This window comes from Shinella sp. WSD5-1 (genome assembly GCF_963942435.1).
GTDB lineage: Bacteria > Pseudomonadota > Alphaproteobacteria > Rhizobiales > Rhizobiaceae > Shinella > Shinella yambaruensis.
On record NZ_OZ012596.1, the window covers coordinates 4,594,733 to 4,617,340 of the forward strand.

Annotated in this window: 22 protein-coding genes; 14 read left to right on the forward strand and 8 right to left on the reverse strand. The window is 67.0% G+C overall.

Annotated features, from left to right (window positions below):
* Positions 1-14: 14 nt before the first annotated feature.
* Both tsaA and AABQ55_RS22580 read right to left on the reverse strand, forming a co-directional pair.
* Positions 15-536 (reverse strand): tRNA (N6-threonylcarbamoyladenosine(37)-N6)-methyltransferase TrmO, encoded by a 522-nt coding sequence (tsaA, locus tag AABQ55_RS22575; protein ID WP_272806669.1) that lies wholly within the window; start codon positions 534-536, stop codon positions 15-17.
* 116 nt (positions 537-652) lie between these two features.
* Positions 653-1,534 carry a helix-turn-helix domain-containing protein gene (locus tag AABQ55_RS22580; RefSeq protein ID WP_272806670.1) on the reverse strand — a complete coding sequence of 294 codons (882 nt, stop codon included), beginning with the start codon at positions 1,532-1,534 and terminating at the stop codon, positions 653-655.
* Between the two features lie 95 nt (positions 1,535-1,629).
* On the opposite strand from AABQ55_RS22580, the gene AABQ55_RS22585 reads away from it, so the two are divergent.
* The 8 genes from AABQ55_RS22585 to hpaI all read left to right on the forward strand — a co-directional run bounded on the left by AABQ55_RS22585 (position 1,630) and on the right by hpaI (position 9,295).
* Entirely contained in the window at positions 1,630-3,189 is a 1,560-nt protein-coding gene (locus AABQ55_RS22585; RefSeq protein ID WP_272806671.1) for a 4-hydroxyphenylacetate 3-hydroxylase N-terminal domain-containing protein, read from the forward strand.
* A 10-nt stretch (positions 3,190-3,199) separates the two neighbouring features.
* Positions 3,200-3,706, forward strand: coding sequence for a flavin reductase (locus tag AABQ55_RS22590; protein WP_272806672.1), 507 nt, complete (start codon positions 3,200-3,202; stop codon positions 3,704-3,706).
* Positions 3,707-3,773: 67 nt separating this feature from the next.
* Positions 3,774-4,160, forward strand: a complete 387-nt coding sequence (locus AABQ55_RS22595; protein WP_272806673.1) for a 5-carboxymethyl-2-hydroxymuconate Delta-isomerase — start codon at positions 3,774-3,776, stop codon at positions 4,158-4,160.
* 11 nt (positions 4,161-4,171) lie between these two features.
* The gene (gene hpaE / locus AABQ55_RS22600) at positions 4,172-5,689 is read left to right on the forward strand and encodes a 5-carboxymethyl-2-hydroxymuconate semialdehyde dehydrogenase (protein WP_272806674.1); all 1,518 of its coding nucleotides are present in this window, start codon (positions 4,172-4,174) and stop codon (positions 5,687-5,689) included.
* A gap of 60 nt (positions 5,690-5,749) precedes the next feature.
* Entirely contained in the window at positions 5,750-6,730 is a 981-nt protein-coding gene (gene hpaD / locus AABQ55_RS22605; RefSeq protein WP_272806675.1) for a 3,4-dihydroxyphenylacetate 2,3-dioxygenase, read from the forward strand.
* A gap of 73 nt (positions 6,731-6,803) precedes the next feature.
* Positions 6,804-7,673, forward strand: coding sequence for a fumarylacetoacetate hydrolase family protein (locus AABQ55_RS22610; RefSeq protein ID WP_272806676.1), 870 nt, complete (start codon positions 6,804-6,806; stop codon positions 7,671-7,673).
* A gap of 2 nt (positions 7,674-7,675) precedes the next feature.
* Positions 7,676-8,479, forward strand: coding sequence for a 2-oxo-hept-4-ene-1,7-dioate hydratase (hpaH, locus tag AABQ55_RS22615; protein ID WP_272806677.1), 804 nt, complete (start codon positions 7,676-7,678; stop codon positions 8,477-8,479).
* 9 nt (positions 8,480-8,488) lie between these two features.
* Positions 8,489-9,295 (forward strand): 4-hydroxy-2-oxoheptanedioate aldolase, encoded by an 807-nt coding sequence (hpaI, locus tag AABQ55_RS22620; RefSeq protein ID WP_272806678.1) that lies wholly within the window; start codon positions 8,489-8,491, stop codon positions 9,293-9,295.
* Positions 9,296-9,307: 12 nt separating this feature from the next.
* Here hpaI and hpaR read toward each other — a convergent pair whose 3' ends face one another.
* Positions 9,308-9,811 (reverse strand): homoprotocatechuate degradation operon regulator HpaR, encoded by a 504-nt coding sequence (gene hpaR, locus AABQ55_RS22625; RefSeq protein WP_272806679.1) that lies wholly within the window; start codon positions 9,809-9,811, stop codon positions 9,308-9,310.
* Positions 9,812-9,943: 132 nt separating this feature from the next.
* Between hpaR and AABQ55_RS22630 the strand changes: the two genes are divergently transcribed.
* The 4 genes from AABQ55_RS22630 to AABQ55_RS22645 all read left to right on the forward strand — a co-directional run bounded on the left by AABQ55_RS22630 (position 9,944) and on the right by AABQ55_RS22645 (position 13,074).
* Entirely contained in the window at positions 9,944-10,657 is a 714-nt protein-coding gene (locus AABQ55_RS22630; RefSeq protein WP_272806680.1) for a fumarylacetoacetate hydrolase family protein, read from the forward strand.
* A gap of 193 nt (positions 10,658-10,850) precedes the next feature.
* Entirely contained in the window at positions 10,851-11,288 is a 438-nt protein-coding gene (locus AABQ55_RS22635; RefSeq protein WP_244769890.1) for a pseudoazurin, read from the forward strand.
* A 218-nt stretch (positions 11,289-11,506) separates the two neighbouring features.
* The gene (locus tag AABQ55_RS22640; RefSeq protein WP_443021133.1) at positions 11,507-12,178 is read left to right on the forward strand and encodes an ankyrin repeat domain-containing protein; all 672 of its coding nucleotides are present in this window, start codon (positions 11,507-11,509) and stop codon (positions 12,176-12,178) included.
* A 59-nt stretch (positions 12,179-12,237) separates the two neighbouring features.
* Positions 12,238-13,074, forward strand: a complete 837-nt coding sequence (locus AABQ55_RS22645) for a bifunctional allantoicase/(S)-ureidoglycine aminohydrolase (RefSeq protein WP_272806681.1) — start codon at positions 12,238-12,240, stop codon at positions 13,072-13,074.
* Between the two features lie 46 nt (positions 13,075-13,120).
* Here the strand turns inward: AABQ55_RS22645 and AABQ55_RS22650 are convergent, their stop codons facing one another.
* Complete coding sequence (locus AABQ55_RS22650) at positions 13,121-14,308, reverse strand: cyanate transporter (RefSeq protein WP_272806682.1); 1,188 nt, start codon at positions 14,306-14,308, stop codon at positions 13,121-13,123.
* 136 nt (positions 14,309-14,444) lie between these two features.
* On the opposite strand from AABQ55_RS22650, the gene AABQ55_RS22655 reads away from it, so the two are divergent.
* Together AABQ55_RS22655 and treY are read left to right on the forward strand one after the other, a co-directional pair.
* Positions 14,445-15,308, forward strand: coding sequence for a LysR family transcriptional regulator (locus AABQ55_RS22655; RefSeq protein ID WP_272806683.1), 864 nt, complete (start codon positions 14,445-14,447; stop codon positions 15,306-15,308).
* Positions 15,309-15,448: 140 nt separating this feature from the next.
* Positions 15,449-17,995: a malto-oligosyltrehalose synthase gene (treY, locus tag AABQ55_RS22660; RefSeq protein WP_272806684.1), complete on the forward strand. Its 2,547-nt coding sequence runs from the start codon at positions 15,449-15,451 to the stop codon at positions 17,993-17,995.
* A 46-nt stretch (positions 17,996-18,041) separates the two neighbouring features.
* On the opposite strand, the gene AABQ55_RS22665 is transcribed toward treY, so the two are convergent.
* From AABQ55_RS22665 to AABQ55_RS22680, 4 genes are all read right to left on the reverse strand, one after another.
* Positions 18,042-19,673, reverse strand: coding sequence for an FGGY-family carbohydrate kinase (locus AABQ55_RS22665; protein ID WP_272806685.1), 1,632 nt, complete (start codon positions 19,671-19,673; stop codon positions 18,042-18,044).
* Positions 19,674-19,738: 65 nt separating this feature from the next.
* A complete protein-coding gene (locus tag AABQ55_RS22670; RefSeq protein WP_244769861.1) occupies positions 19,739-20,467 on the reverse strand; it encodes an SDR family oxidoreductase in 729 nt (242 codons plus the stop codon).
* A 26-nt stretch (positions 20,468-20,493) separates the two neighbouring features.
* Positions 20,494-21,738, reverse strand: a complete 1,245-nt coding sequence (locus tag AABQ55_RS22675) for a sugar ABC transporter permease (RefSeq protein WP_244769860.1) — start codon at positions 21,736-21,738, stop codon at positions 20,494-20,496.
* Positions 21,735-22,553, reverse strand: coding sequence for an ATP-binding cassette domain-containing protein (locus AABQ55_RS22680; RefSeq protein ID WP_272806686.1), 819 nt, complete (start codon positions 22,551-22,553; stop codon positions 21,735-21,737). The genes AABQ55_RS22675 and AABQ55_RS22680 overlap by 4 nt, the downstream gene beginning before the upstream one ends.
* Positions 22,554-22,608 lie beyond the last annotated feature (55 nt).

The following is a 22,608-nucleotide window of genomic DNA, read 5'->3' on the forward strand; positions in this document are numbered from 1 at the left end:
TCACTGGAATTGCTTCATTCGTCGATTTTCTTGCACATACGCACCGGCTCGGTCGCGAAATCGCCCTTCTGCGGCGGCGCGATCGGCTTGAACAGGCTGCGCTCCGGCTTCAGGTCGATCAGCGGCGTGCCGTCGAGGCAGTCGAGCCCGCGCACGAAGAGCCGGTTGCCCTCGATCTTCTCCAGGACGACGATCGACGTGCCGATCGGGTTGGGGCGCACGGGCGAGCGCAGCGAGAAGGTGCCGTGCACCTCGCCATTCGAGGCCGGGCTCTGCAGCACGAGGTCGCGGCGCGACTGGTGCAGCCAGTAGAGCACCTCCAGCCGCTCGAAACGCTCCGCCCCCTTCAATGCCTGCACCCAGGGCTCGAAGACCTCGATGGTGCAGACCGGCCCGTCGGGGCGCCCCTGGCGCGGCGTTTCCATGCGCGAGGTCCAGGGCGTCGAAATCCGGCCGATGAAGACGACGTGCGCATCCGCGGTCTCCGGCGGGGTGATGGCCACCTCGTTCTCGCGGATCTCATTCAACCGGACCATGCAACGCTCCATCGCTGTATTTCTTGAAATATGACGATAACCTCCGAACGCGATGAGGGAAAGATGCCCGGAGACGGGAAGACGGCGACAGATTGACCCCCTTGGCGCAGGCAGCCTCAGCCGGCACCGGACGCCTCGGCATTCCGCGCACGCCAGTCCGTCGGGGAAAGGCCGGCCCGCTTGCGGAAGAAACGCGAGAAATAGGCGGGATCCTCGAAGCCGATCTCCCGGCCGATATCCTCCACCGGACGGATGGTGAAGCGCAGCAGGCGCTTGGCCTCCAGCAGGCGCCGTTCCAGCACCATGTCCTTCACCGTCTGGCCGAAGACCGTGCGTGCCGCCTTGTCGAGCAGGTGCGGCGTCGTCGCCAGCCGCTCGACATAGCGCCCGACCGGCCAGTCCTCCCGGTAGTGCCGGTCAATGGCGCGGCGCAGTTCCAGCCCCAGCGCGACCGCTGGCGAGGCCGCCGCAAAGCCGCCCGGACCGCCGAGCCGCGCCATCAGCGAAAGCACGACGCCGATCAGCCCGGCAAGCACCCGCTCGCTCGCCCCCGCGCCGCCGCGATATTCCTCCATCACCATGGCGAGCAGCGCGTCGATCCGCGTCCAGCCCGGGGCATCCGCCGCGCCGGAAAGCAGCACCGGCGCATCGAGCGCCAGATCCACCTGCGGCGCCATCGCTCGCAGCTGGTCGTCCGAGATGGAGACGACGATGGCATCCGACTGTTCGCCGACATCGAAGCCGTGCACGACGTTGCTCGGCACGAAGCTGATCGCCGGAGCGGAAAAATTCCAAGTCCGATCCTCGATCTGGTAGCGCCCCTCGCCCTTGAACCAGTAGGTGATCTGCCCCATCAGCGGATGCTTGTGCGGCGCGACCTGCCCGAAATGCAGGCTTTTCCGCTCCATCACCGTCTCGACATGCAGGAAGCCGACGTCGAGCGTGCGGCTCGGCTCGCCATAGACGAAGAAGGCAGGAACATCCTTGCGAAGGGTCATGCCGGAAAAAGTACCAGCGAATTGCCGTGTTTGTCCATGGTGCTCCTGGCGGCCCCGACTTAGCGTTTGTCAGGATTTTCAAGGAGGAGCACCCCATGCGCGCGGAAGACCATCGCAGCGACAAGACCCGGCCGTTTACCGGCGCCGAATATCTCGCAAGCCTGCGCGACGGGCGCGAGGTCTATATCAACGGCGAACGCATCGCCGATGTCACCAGCCATCCGGCCATGCGCAATTCGGCCCGCTCCATCGCCCGCATGTACGATGCGCTGCACGACCCGAAGCGCAAGGAGCGCCTGACATCGCCGACCGACACGGGCTCCGGCGGCTACACGCACAAATATTTCCGCGTCGCCCATTCCGCCGCCGATCTCGTCGCCCAGCAGGGCGCCATCGCCGATTGGGCGCGCATGTCCTACGGCTGGATGGGCCGCACGGCCGATTACAAGGCGGCGCTGATGAATACGCTCGGGGCGAATGCCGACTGGTACGGCCCGTTCAAGGACAATGCGCTTTCCTGGCACAGCCGCGCGCAGGAAAGCGTGCTCTTCATGAACCACGCCATCGTCAACCCGCCGATCGACCGCCACAAGCCGGCCGACGCGGTGAAGGACGTCTTCGTTCACATCACGAAGGAGACCGATGCCGGGATTTATGTCTCGGGCGCCAAGGTCGTCGCCACCTCCTCGGCGCTGACGCACTATAATTTCCTCGCCCAGAGCTCGGCCACCGTCACCGAGGACCCGTCGCTGTCGGTCATGTTCATCCTGCCGATGAATGCACCCGGCGTAAAAATGTTCTGCCGCACCTCCTACGAACAGACGGCAGCGACAGCGGCCCATCCCTTCGACTACCCGCTCTCCTCGCGCTTCGACGAGAACGACGCCATCCTCGTGCTCGACAATGTTTTCATACCGTGGGAGGACGTGCTGGTGCTGCGCGATGCGGCAAAAATCCTCTCCTTCCACCCGGCCTCCGGCTTCATGCACGGCTATTGCTTCCAGGGCTGCACGCGGCTTGCGGTGAAGATGGATTTTCTGGCCGGCCTGCTGGCGAAAGCCTTGCGGGCGACCGGGGGCGACGCCTTCCGCGGCAACCAGGCGATGCTCGGCGAGGTGATCGCCATCCGCCACCAGTTCTGGTCCTTCTCCAACGCCATGGCCTACAACCCCATCCCCTGGGCGAACGGCGCGGTACTGCCGAACCTCGAAGCCGCGCTCTGCTACCGCACCTTCATGTCCGAAGCCTATCCGAAGGTCATCGACATCGTGCGCCGCACCGTCGCCTCCGGCCTGATCTATCTCCCCTCCTCGGCCAGGGATTTCGCCAATCCGGAAATCGACCGCTATCTCGCGCAATATGTCCGCGGCTCGAACGACATGGGGCATATCGAGCGCATCAAGATCATGAAGCTGCTGTGGGATGCGACCGGCACGGAGTTCGGCGGCCGCCACGCGCTCTACGAGTTGAACTATGCCGGCGCGCCGGAGGAAGTGCGCCTGCAGGTGCTGAAGGGCGCGGAGCGCGGCGGACGCCTCAAGGAAATGGAAGCATTGGTCGACCAATGCATGGCGGACTATGACGAGACCGGCTGGACCGGCGACACCTGGCTGCCGCCGCTCGGCGACGGCGCCCTCAGCAACGCCGCCGAATGAGGGCGTCGCCATGGAGGTTTCCAAGACCGAATTCCGCAACGCCATGGCGCGCGTCTGCGCCCCGGTCAACGTGATCACCACCAAGGGGCCTGCCGGCCGCGGCGGTTTCACCGCCACCGCCATGTGCTCGGTGACCGATGAGCCGCCCACCCTGCTCGTCTGCATGAACAGCCGCTCGGCGCAGACGAGCCTCTTCATCGAGAACCAGCGTTTCTGCGTCAATGTGCTGACGCAGGAGCACAAGGCGCTCGCCGCCTCCTTCGCCGGCCGACAGGCGGACATGGAGGCGCGCTATGCCGATGCGAACTGGCTGGACCTGCCCTCCGGCAACCAGGCGCTGACGGACGCCATCGTCTCCTTCGATTGCCGGCTGACGGAGGCGCGGCCGGTCGGCACGCACAACATCCTCATCGGCGAGGTCGTGGATATCCGCAGCCGGCGCGATGGGCATGCGCTGCTCTATTTCGACCGCAACTATGTGCATGTGCCGACGCAGGCCGGCAGTTTCGGCGGTTGACGAAACCCTCTTGACATGCGACCTTGTATTTAACATGTTAAATAATAACTGCGCGCCGGGAGGAACGATGCCGCACCTGACCGTCGAATATTCGGCCAATCTGGAAGGCCGCGCCGATCTTGACGCCCTCTGCGCCGGGCTGCTGGCGACGGTGCTGGAAACCGGCCTCTTCGAGGTCGGGGCGGTGCGGGTGCGGGCACTCCGCGCCGATCACTACGCCATCGCCGACCGCCTGCCGGAAAACGCCTTCATCGACCTCAACTTCCGCATCGGCAAGGGCCGCAGCGCCGAGGAGAAGGAACGCGCCGGCGAGGCGCTGTTCGCCGCGGCGAGCCGGCTGCTTGCCCCGCTCTTCGAGACGCCGCATTTCGCGCTGTCGCTGGAAATCCGCGAGATCGACGCGGAGCTGAGCTGGAAGAAGAACGCCATCCATCCGCGCCTTCGCGGCCAATAGCAGGACATGTCATGACGAAATTTCAGGAAAACAGCGCGAAGGCGGACGCCTATCTCGCCCGCTTCAAGGAACACGGCGTTCTGAACCGCATCGCCGGCGAGGATGTTCCCGCCGAAGGCGGCGCGACCTTCGAGACCATCTCCCCCGTCGACCTGAAGCCGCTCGCCACGGTCGCCAAGGGCGGGGCGGCCGATATCGACCGCGCCGCGAAAGCCGCCAAGGCCGCCTTCGCGGACTGGGCGGCCATGCCCGGTGACGCGCGCAAGAAGCTGCTGCACAGGATCGCCGACGCCATCGTGGCGCGGGCCGAGGAGATCGCCTTCGTCGAATGCATGGACACCGGGCAGTCGCTGCGCTTCATGGCCAAGGCCGCGCTGCGCGGGGCGGAGAACTTCCGCTTCTTCGCCGACCGCGCGCCGGAGGCCCGCGACGGCAGGACGCTGCGCGCCGAGGGCCAGGTCAACATGACGACCCGCGTGCCGATCGGCCCGGTCGGCATCATCACGCCGTGGAACACGCCCTTCATGCTGTCCACCTGGAAGATCGCCCCGGCGCTCGCCGCCGGCTGCACCATCGTGCACAAGCCGGCCGAGTTCTCGCCGCTGACGGCGCGCCTGCTCGTGGAGATCGCCGAGGACGCGGGCCTGCCCAAGGGCGTGTGGAACCTCGTCAACGGCTTTGGCGAAGATGCCGGCAAGGCGCTCACCGAACATCCCCTCATCAAGGCCATCGGCTTCGTCGGCGAAAGCCGCACCGGCTCGATGATCATGAAGCAGGGCGCCGACACGCTGAAGCGCGTGCATTTCGAGCTCGGCGGCAAGAACCCGGTCATCGTCTTCGCCGACGCGGACCTCGAACGCGCGGCGGATGCCGCCATCTTCATGATCTATTCGCTGAACGGCGAGCGCTGCACTTCCTCCTCCCGCCTGCTGGTGGAGGAGAGCATCTACGACCGCTTCACCGCCCTCGTCACCGAGAAGGCGAAACGCATCAAGGTCGGCCATCCGCTCGATCCGGAAACCGTCGTCGGCCCGCTCATCCACCCGGTGCATGAGAAGAAGGTTCTCGAATATATCGCCATCGGCCGGTCCGAGGGCGCGACGGTCGCGGCCGGCGGGGAAAAATTCGACGGGCCGGGCGGCGGCTGCTATGTCGCGCCAACGCTCTTCACCGGCGCGAACAACGGCATGCGCATCGCCCAGGAGGAGATTTTCGGGCCGGTGCTGACCGCCATCCCCTTCAAGGACGAGGCCGAAGCGCTCGCGCTCGCCAACGATGTCCAGTACGGCCTCACCGGCTATCTCTGGACATCGGACGTCACACGCGCCTTCCGCTTCACCGATCGTCTCGACGCCGGCATGATCTGGGTGAATTCGGAGAATGTGCGCCACCTGCCAACGCCCTTCGGCGGCGTGAAGAATTCCGGCATCGGCCGGGATGGCGGCGACTGGTCCTTCGACTTCTACATGGAGACGAAGAACATCGCCTTCGCCACAAGCGCCCATGCCATCCCGAAACTCGGCGGCTGACCGCCGGAAGACCAGACTGCGCCCGTCCTCGCCTGCCGAGGCGGGCTTGAGGAGGAACCCATGCCCGTACCCCAGCCGAACCTCTACCCGCCCTTCAACATCGTGCGCCTCAGCCATGTCGAGTTCGGCGTCACCGACCTTGCAAAGTCCCGCGCCTTCTACGTCGACACGCTCGGCCTGCAGGTGACGGGCGAGACCGCCGACACGATCTATCTGCGCGCCATGGAGGAGCGCGGCCACCATTGCATCGTGCTGCGGAAATCCGGCAAGCCGGAAGCCCGCGACCTCGGCTTCAAGGTCTTCGACGAGGAGGACCTCGAAAAGGCCGTGCGCTTCTTCAAGGGCAAGGGCCTGCCGGTGGAATGGGTCGAGCGCCCCTACCAGGGCCGCACCTTCCGCACGCGCGATCCGCACGGCATTCCCCTGGAATTCTACACGAAGATGGACCGCCTGCCGCCGATCCACCAGAAATATGCGCTCTATCGCGGCGTCAAGCCGCTGCGCATCGACCACTTCAACTGCTTCTCGCCCGATGTCGATGCCTCCGTCGCCTTCTACAACGAGCTCGGCTTTCGCGTGACGGAATATACGCAGGACGAAGAGACCGGAAAGCTCTGGGCGGCCTGGACCCATCGCAAGGGCGGCGTGCACGACATCGCCTTCACCAATGGCCGTGGACCCCGCCTGCACCACACCGCATTCTGGGTGCCGACGCCGCTCAACATCATCGACCTGCTCGACCTGATGGCGACGACCGGCTGGGTCGACCATATCGAGCGCGGCCCCGGCCGCCACGGCATTTCCAATGCCTTCTTCCTCTATATCCTCGATCCTGACGGGCACCGCATCGAGATCTACTGCTCGGACTACCAGACGGTCGACCCCGACCTTGAACCCATCAAGTGGGACCTGAAGGACCCGCAGCGCCAGACGCTCTGGGGCGCTCCGGCGCCGAAATCCTGGTTCGAGCACGGCAGCCTCTTCGCCGGCACCGAGGTCGCGGATTCGCAGCTCAAGGCCCAGCCCATCATCGCGCCCTGAAGGGCGCGCCGACCGCATCGAGGACACCGCCGGCAGAGGCCCCTGCCCGGTGGCACTGCCAGGGAACACCAGGATGGACCATCCCAGATTTGCCAGCTTCAGCATCGGCCCGCGCAAGGGCTACGGCCTGATCGTCGCGGACGGCGTGATCGACCTTTCCACCCGGTTTGCCGGCCGCTTCCTGACGCTGAAGGAAGTCGTGGAAGCCGGTGCCTTCGGCGAACTGCTGAGTGCCGCAGCCGGGCAGAAGCCGGATCATGCGCTGGACGAGATCAACTACGAGATCCCGATCCCCGCGCCGGAGAAGATCGTCTGCGTCGGCGTGAACTTTCCTGACCGCAACGCGGAATACAAGGACGGCCAGGCCGCCCCCGCCAATCCCTCGCTGTTCATCCGCTTCCCGCGATCCTTCACCGGCCACGACCGGCCGCTGATCCGCCCGCCGGAAAGCCCGCAGCTCGACTACGAGGGCGAGATCGTCATCGTCATCGGCAAGGACGGGCGGCGGATCGCGGAAGCCGACGCACTGAGCCACATCGCGGCCCTCTCGCTCTGCAACGAGGGCACCATCCGCGACTGGGTGCGCCATGCCAAGTTCAACGTCACCCAGGGCAAGAACTTCGACCGGAGCGGCTCGATCGGCCCCTGGCTCGTGCCCTATGCGGACGAAAGCCAGCTTGCCGACATCCGGCTCGAAACCCGCGTCAACGGCGAGGTGCGCCAGAGCGACCGCACCGGCCGCATGATCTTCTCCTTCCGCAAGATCATCGCCTATATCTCCACCTTCACGACGCTCGTGCCCGGCGACGTCATCGTCACCGGCACGCCGACCGGCGCCGGCGCGCGCTTCGATCCGCCGATCTGGCTGAAGCCGGGCGACGTGGTCGAGGTCGAGGCCGAGGGCATCGGCACGCTCCGCAACACCATCGCCGACGAGGTCTGATCATGATGACGCCAGAGGAGATCCACGCCGCCGCGGCCAGCCTCGACGAGGCCGAGCGCACCCGCATCCAGACCGGCCTTCTCTCGCTGAAGCACCCCGGCATCACCATGGACGACGCCTATGCGATCCAGGGGGCCTGGGTGAAGAAGAAGATCGCCGACGGTCGCCGGGTGATCGGCTGGAAGATCGGCCTCACCTCCAAGGCCATGCAATATGCGCTGAACATCGACATCCCGGATTCCGGCGTGCTCTTCGACGACATGGTCTTCGAGGACGGCGCGACCGTGCCGGCCGGCCGCTTCATCCAGCCGCGCGTCGAGGCAGAGATCGCCTTCGTGATGAAGGCGCCGCTGAAAGGGCCGGGCATCACCATCTTCGACGTGCTGAACGCCACGGACTACGTCACCCCGGCGCTGGAAATCCTCGACACGCGCATCCTGCGCGTCGACCCCGAAACGAAGAAGGCACGCACCATCTTCGACACGATCTCCGACAATGCCGCCAATGCCGGCATCGTCACCGGCGGGCGCGCGGTGCGGCCGGACGCGATCGACATGCGCTGGATGGGCGCCATCGTCAGCCGCAATGCGGAGGTCGAGGAAACCGGCCTCGGCGCCGGCGTGCTCAACCAGCCGGCGCGCGGCGTCGCCTGGCTCGCCAACCGGCTCGCGCAGTATGGCGACGGCATCGAGGCCGGCCAGATCGTGCTCGCCGGTTCGTTCATCCGGCCGGTGGAAGCCCGTCACCGCGATACGATCGTCGGCGATTTCGGCCCCTACGGCACCGTCAGCCTGTTCTTCGCCTGAGGTGGAAAGATGCCCGCTCCGAAAAACCGCTTCAAGCAGGCGCTCCGCGAAGGCCACGCGCAGATCGGCCTCTGGCAGGCGCTCGCCAATCCCTACACGGTCGAGATCTGCGCCGAGGCCGGCTACGACTGGCTGCTGCTCGATGCCGAGCACGCGCCGAACGATGTGCCGCTGCTCGTCTCGCAGCTCCAGGCGATGAAGGGCACGGCAAGCCACGCCGTCATCCGCCCGCCGGTCGGCGAGACCTGGATCATCAAGCAATTGCTGGATATCGGCGCGCAGACGCTGCTCATCCCGATGGTCGACAGCGAGGCGATGGCCGAGGCGATGGTGAAGGCCGTGCGCTATCCGCCGCATGGCGTGCGCGGCGTCGGCGCGGCGCTCGCCAGAGCCTCCGCCTTCAACCGCACGGCGGACTATCTGCAGACGGCGAACGCGGAAATCTGCCTGCTGCTGCAGGTCGAAAACCGCACCGGGCTGGAGGCGCTCGACGACATCGCCGGAACCGAGGGCGTCGACGGCGTCTTCATCGGCCCGGCCGACCTTGCCGCCGACATGGGCTTCCTAGGCAGGCCGGGCGCGCCCGAAGTGCAGGCCGAGGTGGAAAAGGCGCTGAAGAAGATCCAGGCACACGGCAAGGCGGCGGGCATCCTGATCGGCGACCTCGGGCTTGCCAAGCACTACCTGGAGCTCGGCGCCACCTTTGTCGCCATCGGCAATGACGTGACGCTGCTCGCCAATGCCACGACGAAGCTGCTCGCCGATTTCAAGGCCGCCGAGCCGGCGGAGGCACCGGCCGGCGCCAGGGTCTACTGATCCGGAATTGCCCTATTCCTCGCCGCCCGCCTTGCCGTCGAGCTTGAGGGCGGCGAGCTCTTCCAGCATGTCGAGCAGTTCCTCGACGCGCTCCGCGCCGAAACGGGCGTCGATATCCGCATAGACGCGGCGGGAATCCGGCATGACCTCGTCGATGACCGCCTGGCCGGCCGGCGCGAGCCGCAGCAGCACGCGGCGGCCGTCTTCCCTGTCCTTGTGCCGGGTGATCAGGCCGCGCTCCTCCAGCGACCGCAGCATGCGCGTCAGGCTCGGCGCCAGGATGAAGGCCTTCTCCGCCACCTCCGTCGCATCGAGGGTACCGGCTTCCGAAAGCGCGCGGATCACCCGCCATTGCTGCTCGGTCACGTCGTGATCGGCAAGGATCGGCCGGAAATGGCTCATCACCGCCTCGCGCGCTTTCAGGAGGCCGATGGCCAGCGACCGGCGGCGTTCGCGCGGCAGGGCATCCTTCGTTTCGTCGGGAATGTTCATGTCCAGAGGGGCACCGTTCGTCATCCTGCCTCTATCCGCGATTTTTCCGGCCTGCGCAATGCGCCGGGCCGCATGGAACAGCGTCAACGGATCGATTGCGGCTGCCCGGCATGCTAGCGTCGCCGGTGAAGCCAGCCAGCGAAAGTGCAACAGCCCATGACGCCTGAAACATCCACATCCGACACGAACCTTCTTTTTCCGCCCACGCCCGTCCCCTGCCTGCCGATCCGGGGCAGCGCCGCGCTCTTTCCGGTTCACCGGATCTATTGCGTCGGGCGCAACTTCGCAGACCACGCCATCGAAATGGGCCATGACCCCGACAAGGAGCCGCCCTTCTTCTTCCAGAAGAATCCCGACACGCTGGTGCCGCCGGGCAGCGCCTTTCCCTATCCCGCCGCCAGCCGCGACGTGCACCACGAGGTCGAGCTGGTCGTCGCGCTTCACGGCGGCGGCACGGACATTCCCGTCGAGCGGGCGCTCGCCTGCGTCTACGGCTATGCCGTCGGTCTCGACATGACGCGCCGCGACCTGCAGGCGGAGGCGAAGAAACACGGCCGGCCCTGGGAGGTCGCAAAGGCCTTCGAGTATTCCGCCCCCTGCGGGCCGATCCACCCCGCCGCCGACATCGGCCATCCGGGCGAAGGCGCGATCCGGCTCACGGTCAACGATACGGTCCGCCAGGACGGCAACCTCAACCAGATGATCTGGAAGGTACCGGAAATGATCGCCTACCTCTCGCGCCTCTTCACCCTGAAGCCCGGCGACCTGATCTTCGCGGGCACGCCGGCCGGCGTCGGCGCGGTGGCAAGGGGCGACAGGATGCTGGCGCATATCGACGGACTGGACGAAGTCGCCTTCGCGGTCGCCTGAAAGCGGGTCGGAAACGGCGCCACGCCCGGCACCTGCCGGCGCCCCTCAAGGGCGCCTGCAGGACCTGCGACAGGACGCCACGCGCCATCGCCGCGTTGTTTGATTAAAGTCAAAGAGCGGGACCGCCGGCGGGTCTACTTCCTAGCTCATGAACGAGAGACGTTCGTCAGCAAGGAGAATTCCAGTGCGTACCATGGCAAAGAGCATCGTCGGCGCGGCAGCAGTCATTCTGGCGCTTGCGCTTCCGGCAGCAGCGGCAGATTTCGAAGTGCATATGCTGAACAAGGGCGCCGAGGGTGCCATGGTGTTCGAGCCGGCCTTCGTGAAGGTCGCCCCCGGCGATACCATCACCTTCATCCCCACCGACAAGGGACACAATGTCGAGACGATCAAGGGCATGATCCCCGAGGGGGCGGAGGCCTTCAAGAGCAAGATCAACGAGAACTTCAAGATCACCCTCGACAAGGCCGGCGCCTATGGCGTCAAGTGCACGCCGCATGTCGGCATGGGCATGGTGGGCGTGGTGGTCGTCGGCGATGCGCCGGCCAATCTCGACGCGGTCAAGACCGGCAAGCTGCCGAAGAAGGCCCGCGAGCGCATGGACGCGGCGATCGCGGCAGCGGGCCTGTAACGGCCCTTCTTTCGGGGCGGGGGCGGAAACCCGGGGCGGAGCGATCCGCTCCGGGTTTTCTTTGCCCGGTGACGGAGGAGCGCGAAAGGCCATGCCCGTCTTCACGGCCGGTGCGGTGCGCGCAAGTTCCATCTTGTGCATGATGTGGATTTACACATTTAATTTTCTAATGGCATCCACCCCTGCTAATTTGCCGCCGTGAACCAACGGGAACGCGCATGCTGAAACTTGCCCTGCTGTCGGCCTGGCTCTTCCTCGCGGCCCTCTGCCCTCCCCTTCTTGCCGCCGAAAACGCCATGGATACGCAACTGCACAAGGCAGCCGCCGCCGACGATGTCGCCGCCATCAAGACGCTGCTTGCCAAGGGCGCCAGCATCGACGCGCGGGATGCCCGCGGCGCGACGGCGCTGCTCGTCGCCACGCACGGCAACAAGGTGGACGCCGCCCGCGCGCTGATCGAGGCCGGCGCCGACGTCAATGCCAAGGACGATATCAGCGACAGCCCCTATCTCTATGCCGGCGCGCGCGGCCATCTCGAGATCCTGAAGCTGACGCTGGCCCACGGCGCCGATCTCAAGAGCGTCAACCGCTACGGCGGCACCGCCATCATTCCGGCCGCCGAGCGCGGCCATGTCGAGACCGTCGACACGCTGATCAAGGCCGGCACCGATGTCGACCATGTCAACCGCCTCGGCTGGACGGCGCTCCTGGAGGCGATCATCCTCGGCGACGGCGGGCCGCGCCATGTCGAGATCGTCGCGCTGCTGATCGCCGCCGGCGCCGATGTCGAGCTTGCCGACAATGACGGCGTCAGCCCGCTCCAGCACGCCCGCGGCCGCGGCTATGGCGAGATCGCCGCGCTGCTGGAAAAGGCCGGCGCGAAGAGATGAGCGGGCGACGAACGCCCGCCGAAGACCACCGGAAACACGCAACCAAAGGGCCTGAGACGATGCAACGAAGCTACTACTCCTCCCTCGGCGGGCACCCCCCGCAGAGCGACCTCCTGACCGGCCGCGCCGTCTTCACCGAGGCCTATGCGGTGATCCCAAAGGGGGTGATGCAGGACATCGTCACCAGCTTCCTGCCCTTCTGGAACGACACGCGCTGCTGGGTCATCGCCCGCCCGCTTTCCGGCTTTGCAGAGACCTTCTCGCAATATGTCATGGAAGTGGCGCCGGGCGGCGGGAGCGATCGGCCGGAACAGGATCCCGAGGCCGAGGGCGTACTCTTCGTCGTCGATGGCGAGGTGGAGCTGACGCTGCCGACCGGCAAGCACACGCTGCAGCCGGGCGGCTACGCCTTCCTGCCGCCGGCCCTGAAATGGTCGCTGCGCAACCGCTCCGGTGCCCATGCCCGCTTCCACTGGATCCGCAAGGCCTATGAGGCCGTCGATGGCCTTGCCCATCCCGATCCGCTGATCCTCAACGAGAAGGACATCACCCCCGCCGCCATGCCGGGCACGAACGGCGGCTGGGCGACGACGCGCTTCGTCGATCCCAACGACCTGCGTCATGACATGCATGTGACGATCGTCACGCTGATGCCCGGCGCCGTCATTCCCTTCGCGGAAACCCACGTCATGGAGCACGGGCTCTACGTGCTGCAGGGCAAGGCCGTCTATCGCCTGAACCAGGACTGGGTGGAGGTGGAGGCCGGCGACTTCATGTGGCTGCGCGCCTTCTGCCCGCAGGCCTGCTATGCCGGTGGCCCCGGCCCGTTCCGCTACCTGCTCTACAAGGACGTCAACCGCCACATGAACCTGCGCCCCTTCGGCGGCCGCCGTTAGGCCTGATATCCTTGCAAAGAAACCCGCGCCCGGCGCGGGTTTCCGGTCATGGAGCAAGGGGCATCGCCACCGGATAGTGCCGCGGGTCGAAGCGCAGATAGAGCAGCGCCGTTGCCAGCACGCAGCCGAGATGCAGCCCCCAGCCCGCCGCAAAGCCGCCCGTCCAGTCGTGCAGCAGCGCCATCGCATAGGGGCCGAGCGCGGCGATCAGGAAGCCGCCGCCCTGCATCAGCGCGGCCAGCGCACCGGCCTGTTCCGGCTGCGGCAGGTGGTCGAGCGCCGTGACGATGGCAAGCGCGAAGCTGCCGCCGAGGCCCGCGCCGCACAGCCCGGCCCACACGGCCGGCGCCATGCCGGGAAGGCTCGCAAGGCCGAAGAAGCCTGCGGCCTGGAAGAAGATCGTCAGCCAGAGCCAGCGGCGGCGGTCGACATTGCCGCGCGCCAGGATGGGAAGGCCGAGCGCGGCGACGGCCTGGCAGATCGCCATGATCGCGACAAGGCCGCTGCTGTCGGCACTCGTCCAGCCCTGCGCCTGGTAATAGGGCGAAAGCCAGGCGATCATCGAGCAATAGCCGGCATTGACCAGCCCGAAGGCACCCATCAGAGCCCAGGTCCTCGGCCGGCGCAGGAGCTGCCGCGCCAGAGCGCCGTCGGGCCGGCTCGACGGCACGGCCGGCAGGATGCGCCAGGACGCGGCGAGCGCGATCGCAACCGGCAGCGCCAGCCAGGCGAGCGCCGCCCGCCAGCCGTAGCCGGCATGCACGAGCACCGGCATCAGCCGCGCCCCGAAGGCGCCGCCGGCCATGATCATTGCCGAATAGAGCCCCGTCACCACCGGCACGCTTGTCGGGAAGCGCGCCTTGATGATGCCGGGAAAGGCCGCCTGGATGAAGGCGACGCCGATGCCGCAAAGCGCCGCCGTCACGATCAGCGACAGGCCGTCCCACACAACGAGGCGCAGCGCCGAGCCGGCGAAGAGCACGGCCAGCGCGATCAACAGGCCACGCCGCGCGCCGAGCCGCACCAGAAGACCCGGCGCCACGAAGGCGCCGAGGCCCATCAGGACCATCGGCAGCAGCGTCAGCATCGCGATGCCGCCATAACCGAGGCCGGTATCCGCGCCGATCTCCATGAGGATCGGCGCCGGGGCCGCGAGGAAGGGCCGGAGGTTGAGGCCGATCAGGACCACCAGTGCAAGCATTGCCCAATCGCGGCCGGAGCGCGTATCCGTCATGGTTCGACTTTCCTACTGAAAAGACGTGTCGGGCCGGAAGCGCAGCCGCCGGCATCGCCTACCGCTATCACCCGCTTGAATCATGCGCAAATTAGATGTTTAGATAGCTAACATTCTGATTTTCGATGGAGATCCCGTGCTCGATCCGCGCCTGCTCCGGGCTTTCGTGGCGATTGCCGATGCCGGCAGCTTCACCGCCGCGGCCGACCGCCTGCACATGACCCAATCGACGATGAGCCAGCAGATCGCACGCCTCGAGGAGGTGATCGGCCGGGAACTGGTCGACCGTGCCGCGCGGCCGGTGCGCCTGACCGTGACGGGCGAGCGCCTGCTCGGCCACGCCCGGCGCATCCTCGCGCTGCAGACCGAGGCGCTGACGCTGGTTGCCGAGACCTCCGGCACCACATCGGTGCGCATCGGCATGCCCGATGACATTGCGACGCCCGAAATGGCCCATGCCTTCGCCGCCTTCGCCAAGCGCCACAAGGAGGCGCGCCTCGACGTCACCACGGGGCTGCGCGCCGACCTCGCGCGGCGCTACCGCTCCGGCGAACTCGACATCGTCGTACTCAAGGAGGACACGCCGAGCACCGACAGCTGGGCAAGCTTCGCGGAACCGATCGCCTGGTTCACCGCGCTGGATGCACCGGCGGACCTGCCCGACCCCGTCCCGCTCGTCACTTTTCCGCTGGGCGGGCTCTACCGGGACGCCATGTTCGAGCGGCTGGAACGGGAACGGCGGCGCTGGTATGTCGCCTTCACCTCCGCCAGCCTGCGCAACGTGCTGATGGCCATCGAGGCCGGCCTCGGCCTCTCGCTGCTGCCCGTCGATGCCGCGAAAGGGTGGCGCGTCAGGCCCTTCACCGATTTCCCGCCGGAACCGCCGGTCATCGCCTCGCTCTACTCCTGGGAACAGAACGGCATCGTCGGCGAGCTCGCAAATGAGGTCCTCGACATCCTCAGGCGGCACTTCGCGCACGAAAGGCACACTGCCTCATAACGCCCCCCGCCCATCTCGCCGCCCTCTTTCCCAACCGGCAGGCAGACGAAGCGAGACGGGGAACGCACCCACAAGACGCTTTGGAACAATTCGGGAGGATTTGCGTTTTCTGGGCGAGAAAACGCACATTCCAGGACCCTATGACCCGCCCTTCCTCCACCTATCGCCTCCAGTTCCGAAATGGCATGGACTTCGGGAGGGCGCGTCAACTGGTGCCCTATCTCCAGCATCTCGGCATCAGCCATCTCCACGCCTCGCCGGTGATGACGGTCGTGACGGGCTCGTCCAACGGCCACGATATCGTCGATCCAAACGCGATCGATCCCGCCCTCGGCGGTCTCGATGGCCTGCGCCGGCTTGCCGGCGATCTTAAGGCACGCGGCCTCGGCCTCCTCCTCGACATCGCGCCGAACCACATGGCCGCGAGCCTCGAAAATCCCTGGTGGCACAGCGTCGTCACCTGGGGCGAGCAAAGCCCGTTTTCCCGACATTTCGACATCGACTGGTCGAAAAAGCTGGCCTTGCCCGTTCTCGAAAAGGATTTCGCAACGGAGGTCGCGAACGGCGCGATCCGCCTCGCACTGGACCCGGAGCGGGACATCCTGGCGCTGCATTATCGCGGCTCCTTCTATCCCCTGCATCCCGAGACGTGCCGGCAGGCACTTGCCGCATATGAGGAACTGCTCCTGGTCACCGCCCCGGCGGCGGCCTTCGAAGGCGCGGCCGCCCTTGCCGGCCCGCTCGCCTTCATCGACGAGCAGGAGGTCGTTGCCCGGATGCTTGCCGAAATCTCGCGCGACCCCGGGCGGATCACGGCGATTCACGCGGCACAACTATGGCGGCTGGTGGAACGAAAGACGGCGCACCGGCGTCTGTGCGGCTCCGCCGACCTTGTCCGGCTGCGCCTCGAGGATGCCCGGGTTTTCGACGACAGCCACCGGCTGGTCCTCGACCTCGTCCGCGAAGGCACGGTGGACGGGCTGGCCATCCTGCATATCGACGGGTTCGCCGATCCGCATGCCTATCTGCAGCGGCTGCGCGCTGCCGTCGGCTCCGCCTACCTGATCGTCGACAAGCACCTTGCGGGAAGCGAACAGCTTGCCGCGGAATGGCCGGTCCACGGCACGACCGGGGGCGAGATCATCACAGCCCTCACGGATATAATGGCCAGTCATCCCCACCAGGCATCCAGTCCTCCCGATGGCAGTCCGCGGACGGAAACGGCGAGGGAGGCCGGCAAGCGGCAGATCTTCGGGACGGAACTCGAAGGCGAGGCTGCCCGCCTGACCCTCCTGGCGAAGGCTCTCGCCGACCAGTCCCACGCCGACCTCTCCCGCAGCGCCCTTGCCGAGGCGATCCGCGCCCTGATCGTCGCCCTGCCGGTCGCGCGGACCTATGCGACGGCCACGCATGTCAGCGAACGCGACCGCGAGGTCATCGCGACAGCCCGGCAGCAGGCACAGGAGGGCAACCGGCCGGAGGTCCGCGAGGCGATCGATTTCATCTGGGAGTTGCTGGCCGACGACAAGATACCGGCCACTCTGGCGGGCTGCGCCGAATTCCGCGCCCGCTTCCAGCAATTGAGCGGCTGCGTGACAGCAGGGGCGCCGGATGACCTGCTTTTCTCCCGGGAGAATGCCGCCGGCCGGCCGAGCGAGCCGGCGGACGGCCCCGCGGCGTTTCACGCGGTGATGCAGGCCCGTGCCGAAACCATGCCGCATGGCCTGTCCGCGATATCCCCGTCCGGTGTTGCCTATGGCGGAGACGCCAGGGCCAGGCTCAATGCCCTCGCCGAGGCGCCGGACCGCTGGCACGCGGCGCGGCAACGCTGGTCCGCCCTCAGCGCCGACATGATCCGCAGCCACGCCGGCCGGGCTGCTCCCGAGCCGGATACGGAACGGCTGCTCCACAATGCGATCGCAGCCCTCTGGCCGGCCACGGGCCTTCAGGATACCGCGGCGATCCGGTCCCTTGCCGCCGATCTGAAGATCTTCATAAGAAGCGAAGGGCAAGTCAGCCCGCATGGCTACGCATCGGGCAGCAATCCTGCGCAGGTGCTGGCCGGCGTCATCGAAGGCCTGTTCGGCAACGACGCATTTCTCCGGGAGCTCGACACGACACTCTCGCCCTTCGTGGATGCCGGGCTGATGAACTCTCTCGCACAGACGCTGATCAAGCTGACCATGCCGGGCATCCCGGACATCCGGCAGGGCAGCGAACGCGGCGACTTCTCCTTGCGGCAGGCCGGCGCCCGGATGTTCGACACGCCCTCCCGCGTCATGCCGGAAAAGCCGGCCGCGACGCGGGCGTCCTTCGCTTCCTACAAACAATGGCTGGTCGCGACCGTCCTCGCCATGCGGGCGAAAGACCCGGATGGTCCGTTCGCCGGCCCCTACCTTCCCGTGGACCTTTCGGATGGCGGGGCCCAGGCCCTCGCCTTCCTGCGCGGCGCGCCGCAGGCCTTCGCCATCACCGTGGTCCCGCACCACACCTTCGGCAAGACACCCCCCGGCAGCCTGCGCCTGACGGAGGACGCCACGCGGGGAATTTCCATCACCATCCCCGATCGCTTCTACGGCCAAACGGTGCGATCCGTGCTTGACGACCGCCGATTGGTGCTGGGCAGCGGCATGCCGCTCGCCGAGGCACTTGCAGGCGAGCCTGTCGCCCTCTTCGTCAGCGCCTGAGGCCGTTTCTGCAGGCCACCAGGCGGCGCCGCGAAAAAACAGGCGCCTACCGGATCGCCCGTGCCAATGCCTGCAGCCGCGTGAAGGCGTCGTAGCGCTTGGCATGCAGGGCCGCGATGTCCGCGCCGGCCGGCCGAAAGGTGCGGTCGGTCGCCGAAAGGGCCGCCATCGCCGCGCGCACGTCCGGGAAGGCACCGGCGGCGACACTGCCGAGAATGGCGGCGCCGAGCAGCACCGGCTCTTCCGCCCGTGTTGCGAGCAATGTCTTTCCCGTCGCGTCCGACAGGAGCTGGCGGATGAGATCGAGCTGGCCCGCACCGCCGCTGATCACGATCCTGTCGATCGGCGCACCGGCGGCCGCCTGCGCATCGATGATCTGGCGCAGGCCATAACCGATGCCGCAAAGCCCGGCAACGTAGAGCGAAACGAGATTGGCGAGGTCCCGCTCCATGCCGAGGCCGACGATCGCCGCACGCGCATGCGGATCGGCGAAGGGGGCGCGGTTGCCGAGGAATTCCGGCACGACATGCAGGCCGTCCGCCAGCCCAGCCACGGCCGAAAGCGTCGGCGCCCCCTCCGCCGCAAGCCCTGCCAGGAAGACAGGCAGGGAAAGGCCCCGTGCCTTCGCCAGCGCCGCGGCCTCGCCGGCCGCCGGGTGGAAGGACAAGAGCTGCTCGATGGCCGCGCCGGCCGCCGATTGCCCCCCTTCGTTCAGCCACATGCCCGGCACCATGGCGGAATAGTACGGACCCCAGACGCCCGGCACGAAGACCGGCTCGCGGGTTGAGGTCATGGTGCAGGAAGAGGTGCCGAAGACATAGCCGAGATTGTTTTCCGGCGGGCCGTCCACCCCCACCGTGCCGATGCCGCCCGCATGGGCATCGATCATGCCGGCGCCGACCGGCGTGCCGGCGACAAGGCCGAGTTCCGCCGCCGCCCGTGCCGTCAGGCCGCTGCCGAGCGGCGTGCCCGGCTCGACGACACGCTGGCCGATGCGGGCGAAATCCTCCTCCGCGAGGACCCCGAGGCCGATGCCATGGAAGTAGCTCGGATCCCAGCGTTTTTCATGCGCGAGATAGGTCCATTTGCAGGTGACGGTGCAGGTGGAGCGCGCAAGATCGTCCGTCGCGCGCCAGGTCAGGAAGTCTGCAAGGTCGAAGAACTGCCAGGCGGCATCGAAGACCTGCGGGCGGTTCTCCTTCAGCCACAGCAGTTTCGGCGTCTCCATCTCCGGCGAGATGATGCCGCCGACATAGCGCAGCACATCGTGCCCCTTGGCATTGATGCGTTCGACCTGCGCGACCGCCCGGTGGTCCATCCAGACGATGATGTCGCGCTCCGGATCTTCCGACGGGCCGACGGGCAACGGCTTTCCCCCTTCTCCCAGCACGACGAGCGAGCACGTCGCGTCGAAGCCGAGGCTCGCGACCTGTCCGGGCGCGACACCAGCCTTAGCGACGGCCTCGCGCACCGAAGCGCAGACGGCGGCCCAGATCTCCGTGCTCGACTGCTCGACCATCGCGCCGGGTTCGCGAAACAGCGAGATGTCGCGTTTTCCCGAGGCCAGCATGCGGCCGGTCATGTCGAAGAGGCCGGCTCGGGCGCTTCCCGTACCGACATCGACGCCGACAAGGTAGCGTTCGCCGCCCGCGGGGCGTGCGGAGGATGGAGTGCTCATGGGTCTACCGCCTGCAATCAGGAGTTCCTCGGGCAGGCGGCCCCATGCCGCCCGCGGACTTTGCTTCAGAGATCGACGCTGTTCGGCAGGATAACCAGGTCGCGGACCGTGACATTGCGCGGCCGTGTCAGCATGAAGAGCACGGCGTCGGCCACCTCCTTCGGCTGCATCAGGCTGCCATTGGCCAGCGCCTCGTCCATCTTCTCCTTCGGCCAGTCGTCGAGCAGCGCCGTCACTACGGGGCCGGGCAGCACCGCACCGACACGCACGCCGTGCTGTGCCACCTGCCGGCGCGTCGAATGCACGAAGGCCTGCACCGCGAATTTCGAGGCCGTGTAGATCGGCTCCCAGACGACCGGCACGACACCGGCGATCGACGAGGTGAAGAGGATGTCGCCCGTCTTCTTCCCGATCATGTAGGGCAGCACCGCATGAACGGAGCGGAAGGCCGCGTTGATGTTGAGGTTCAGCATGCGGTCCCAGGCGTCGGGATCCCCCTCCGCCACCGGCCCGCCGATATAGGCGCCGGCATTGGCGTGGAAGACGTCGAGCCCACCGGCAATGTCGAGGATGCGCGGCAGCATGCCCGAGACGTCCTGCGGGTTCAGGAGGTCGACGACGAGCGGCAGGGCATTCGGGCCCAGCTCCTTGCAGAGCTGTTCCAGCTTGTCCTGCGCCCGGTCGACGAGCACCACCGTCGCCCCTTCGGCAAGGAGGGTCCTGGCGCATTCGAGGCCGATGCCGGAGGCGGCACCGGTGATGGCGGCGATCTTGCCCTTCATGAGGTCAGCCATGATCTAGAACTCCATTCCAGTATTCGTTAGGCGCGGCCGTGGCTGACGCGCGAGCGTCGGGCGAGCGAATCGACGATGACGGCGATGGCAAGGACGCCGCCGGTGATCATGTAGCGCAGCGACGACGAGAGGTTGAGCAGCGTCAGGCCGTTCGAGATCGCCTGGATCACGATGATGCCGAGGAGAGCCGAATAGGCGCTGCCGCGTCCGCCGAAGAGGCTGGTGCCGCCGATGACCGCTGCGGCGATGGCGTTGAGGTTGACGTCGCCTGTGCCGGCCTGCTGGCTGGAGGAGGCAAGGCGCGAGGCCGAGAGGATGCCGCCGAGCGCCGCGAGCGTCGAGCAGAGCATGAAGGCGCTCATGTAGATGCGGCGCACATTGATGCCCGAACGGCGCGCCGCCTCCTTGTTGCCGCCGACGGCGAACATGGAACGGCCCCATTTCGTGCGCGTCAGCGCATAGTTGAGGATGACGGCGAGCGCGATGAAGAGCGCGAACATCCACGGAATGCCGCGGCCGAGATTAAGGTAGAAGACGGCGATTTCCAGCGCGGCCGTCAGCACGACGGCCTTCAGGATCAGCGCCCGCATCGGCTGGGCCGAGAGGTTGGCGGCAAGGCGCTGGGTGCGGGTGCGAAGGCCCCGGCCGATCATCACAAGGCCGGGAACCAGCGCCAGCGTGTAGGACAGCCAGTCGGGCATGATGAGGATCTGACCGAAACGCACCAGCGAGGAGGCATAGGGCAGGTTGATCGAGCCCGTCGGGCCGAGGATGTAGAGCTGCATGCCGAGCAGCGCCAGCAGGCCGGCGAGCGTCGCGACGAAGCTCGGCATGCCAAGCCGGTTGTAGAGCGTGGCATAGAGGAGGCCGACGGCCGCGCCGACCACGAGGGCGGCAAGGATGGCCCCGACGATCGGCCAGCCCTGATTCACCCAGAGCACGCCGACCATGGCGGAGGCGAGGCCGCTCATCGAGCCGACCGAGAGGTCGATCTCGCCGAGCACCAGCACGCAGACGATGCCGAGCGAGATGACGCCGACGGTGGCACAATCGAACAGGAGGTTCACGAGGTTGTTCGGCGCAAGGAAGATCGGGTTCAGCGCGGAAAAGACGACGGAGATGACGACGAGGCCGACGGCGACCGGCAGCATGCCGAGGTCGCCGGAGCGCACGCGGTCGATGAAGCCGCGCGCCATGGCGGAAAGGCTGTCGTCATGGCGTACGCGCTCGTCGCTGCGGTCCAGCATCGGCTGGGAAGAGTTCTGGCTCATGCGGCACCCCCGTGGTTTTCCTGGACATGGGACTTGCGCTCGGCGCGGCGCGAGACGGAATTGTCCGTCGCGCCGGTAATGGCGGAAACGAGTTCCTGGTTGGACGAATCCGGCGTGAAGATGCCGTTGTTGCGTCCGAGCCGGAGCACGACGATGCGATCGGCGACGGCCCGCACGTCCTCCATGTTGTGGCTGATGATGATGACGCCGAGGCCGCGGTCGCGCACGCGCTCGATGAGGTTCAGCACCTCAGCCGTCTGCGCCACGCCGAGGGCGGCCGTCGGCTCGTCCAGCATGATGAGCCTCGGGTTGAGCAGCAGAGAGCGGGCGATGGCGACCGTCTGGCGCTGACCGCCGGAGAGCGAGGCGATCGGCTCGCGCACGGACGGAATGCGCGCGGCAAGCTCGCGCAGCAGCGTCCAGGCGCGCACTTCCATGGCCACTTCGTCGAGCGCCCAAGGCGACATCTCGTGGCCGAGGAAGAGGTTGGCGACGACATCGAGGTTCTCGCAGAGCGCGAGGTCCTGGAAAACGGTGGCGATGCCGAGGTCCAGCGCCTTGGCGGGGCTGTCGAGCGTCACCTGCTGGCCGCAGAATTCGATCGTGCCCGAAGAGGGCTGGTGCACGCCGGCGAGCACCTTGACCAGCGTCGACTTGCCGGCCCCGTTGTCGCCGACCAGCGCGACGACCTCGCCGGCCTTCACGTCGAGCTCGATATCCGTCAAGGCGGAGACGGCCCCGAAATTCTTGGACACGCCGCGAAGACGCAGCACCGGTTCTCCCTTGGCGGGAGCATTTTGAAGCGTGGCTGTCATGGCCCCAGAACCTTCAGACTTACGGCGGATCGGAATGCCCGGCCGCAAAAGCGGC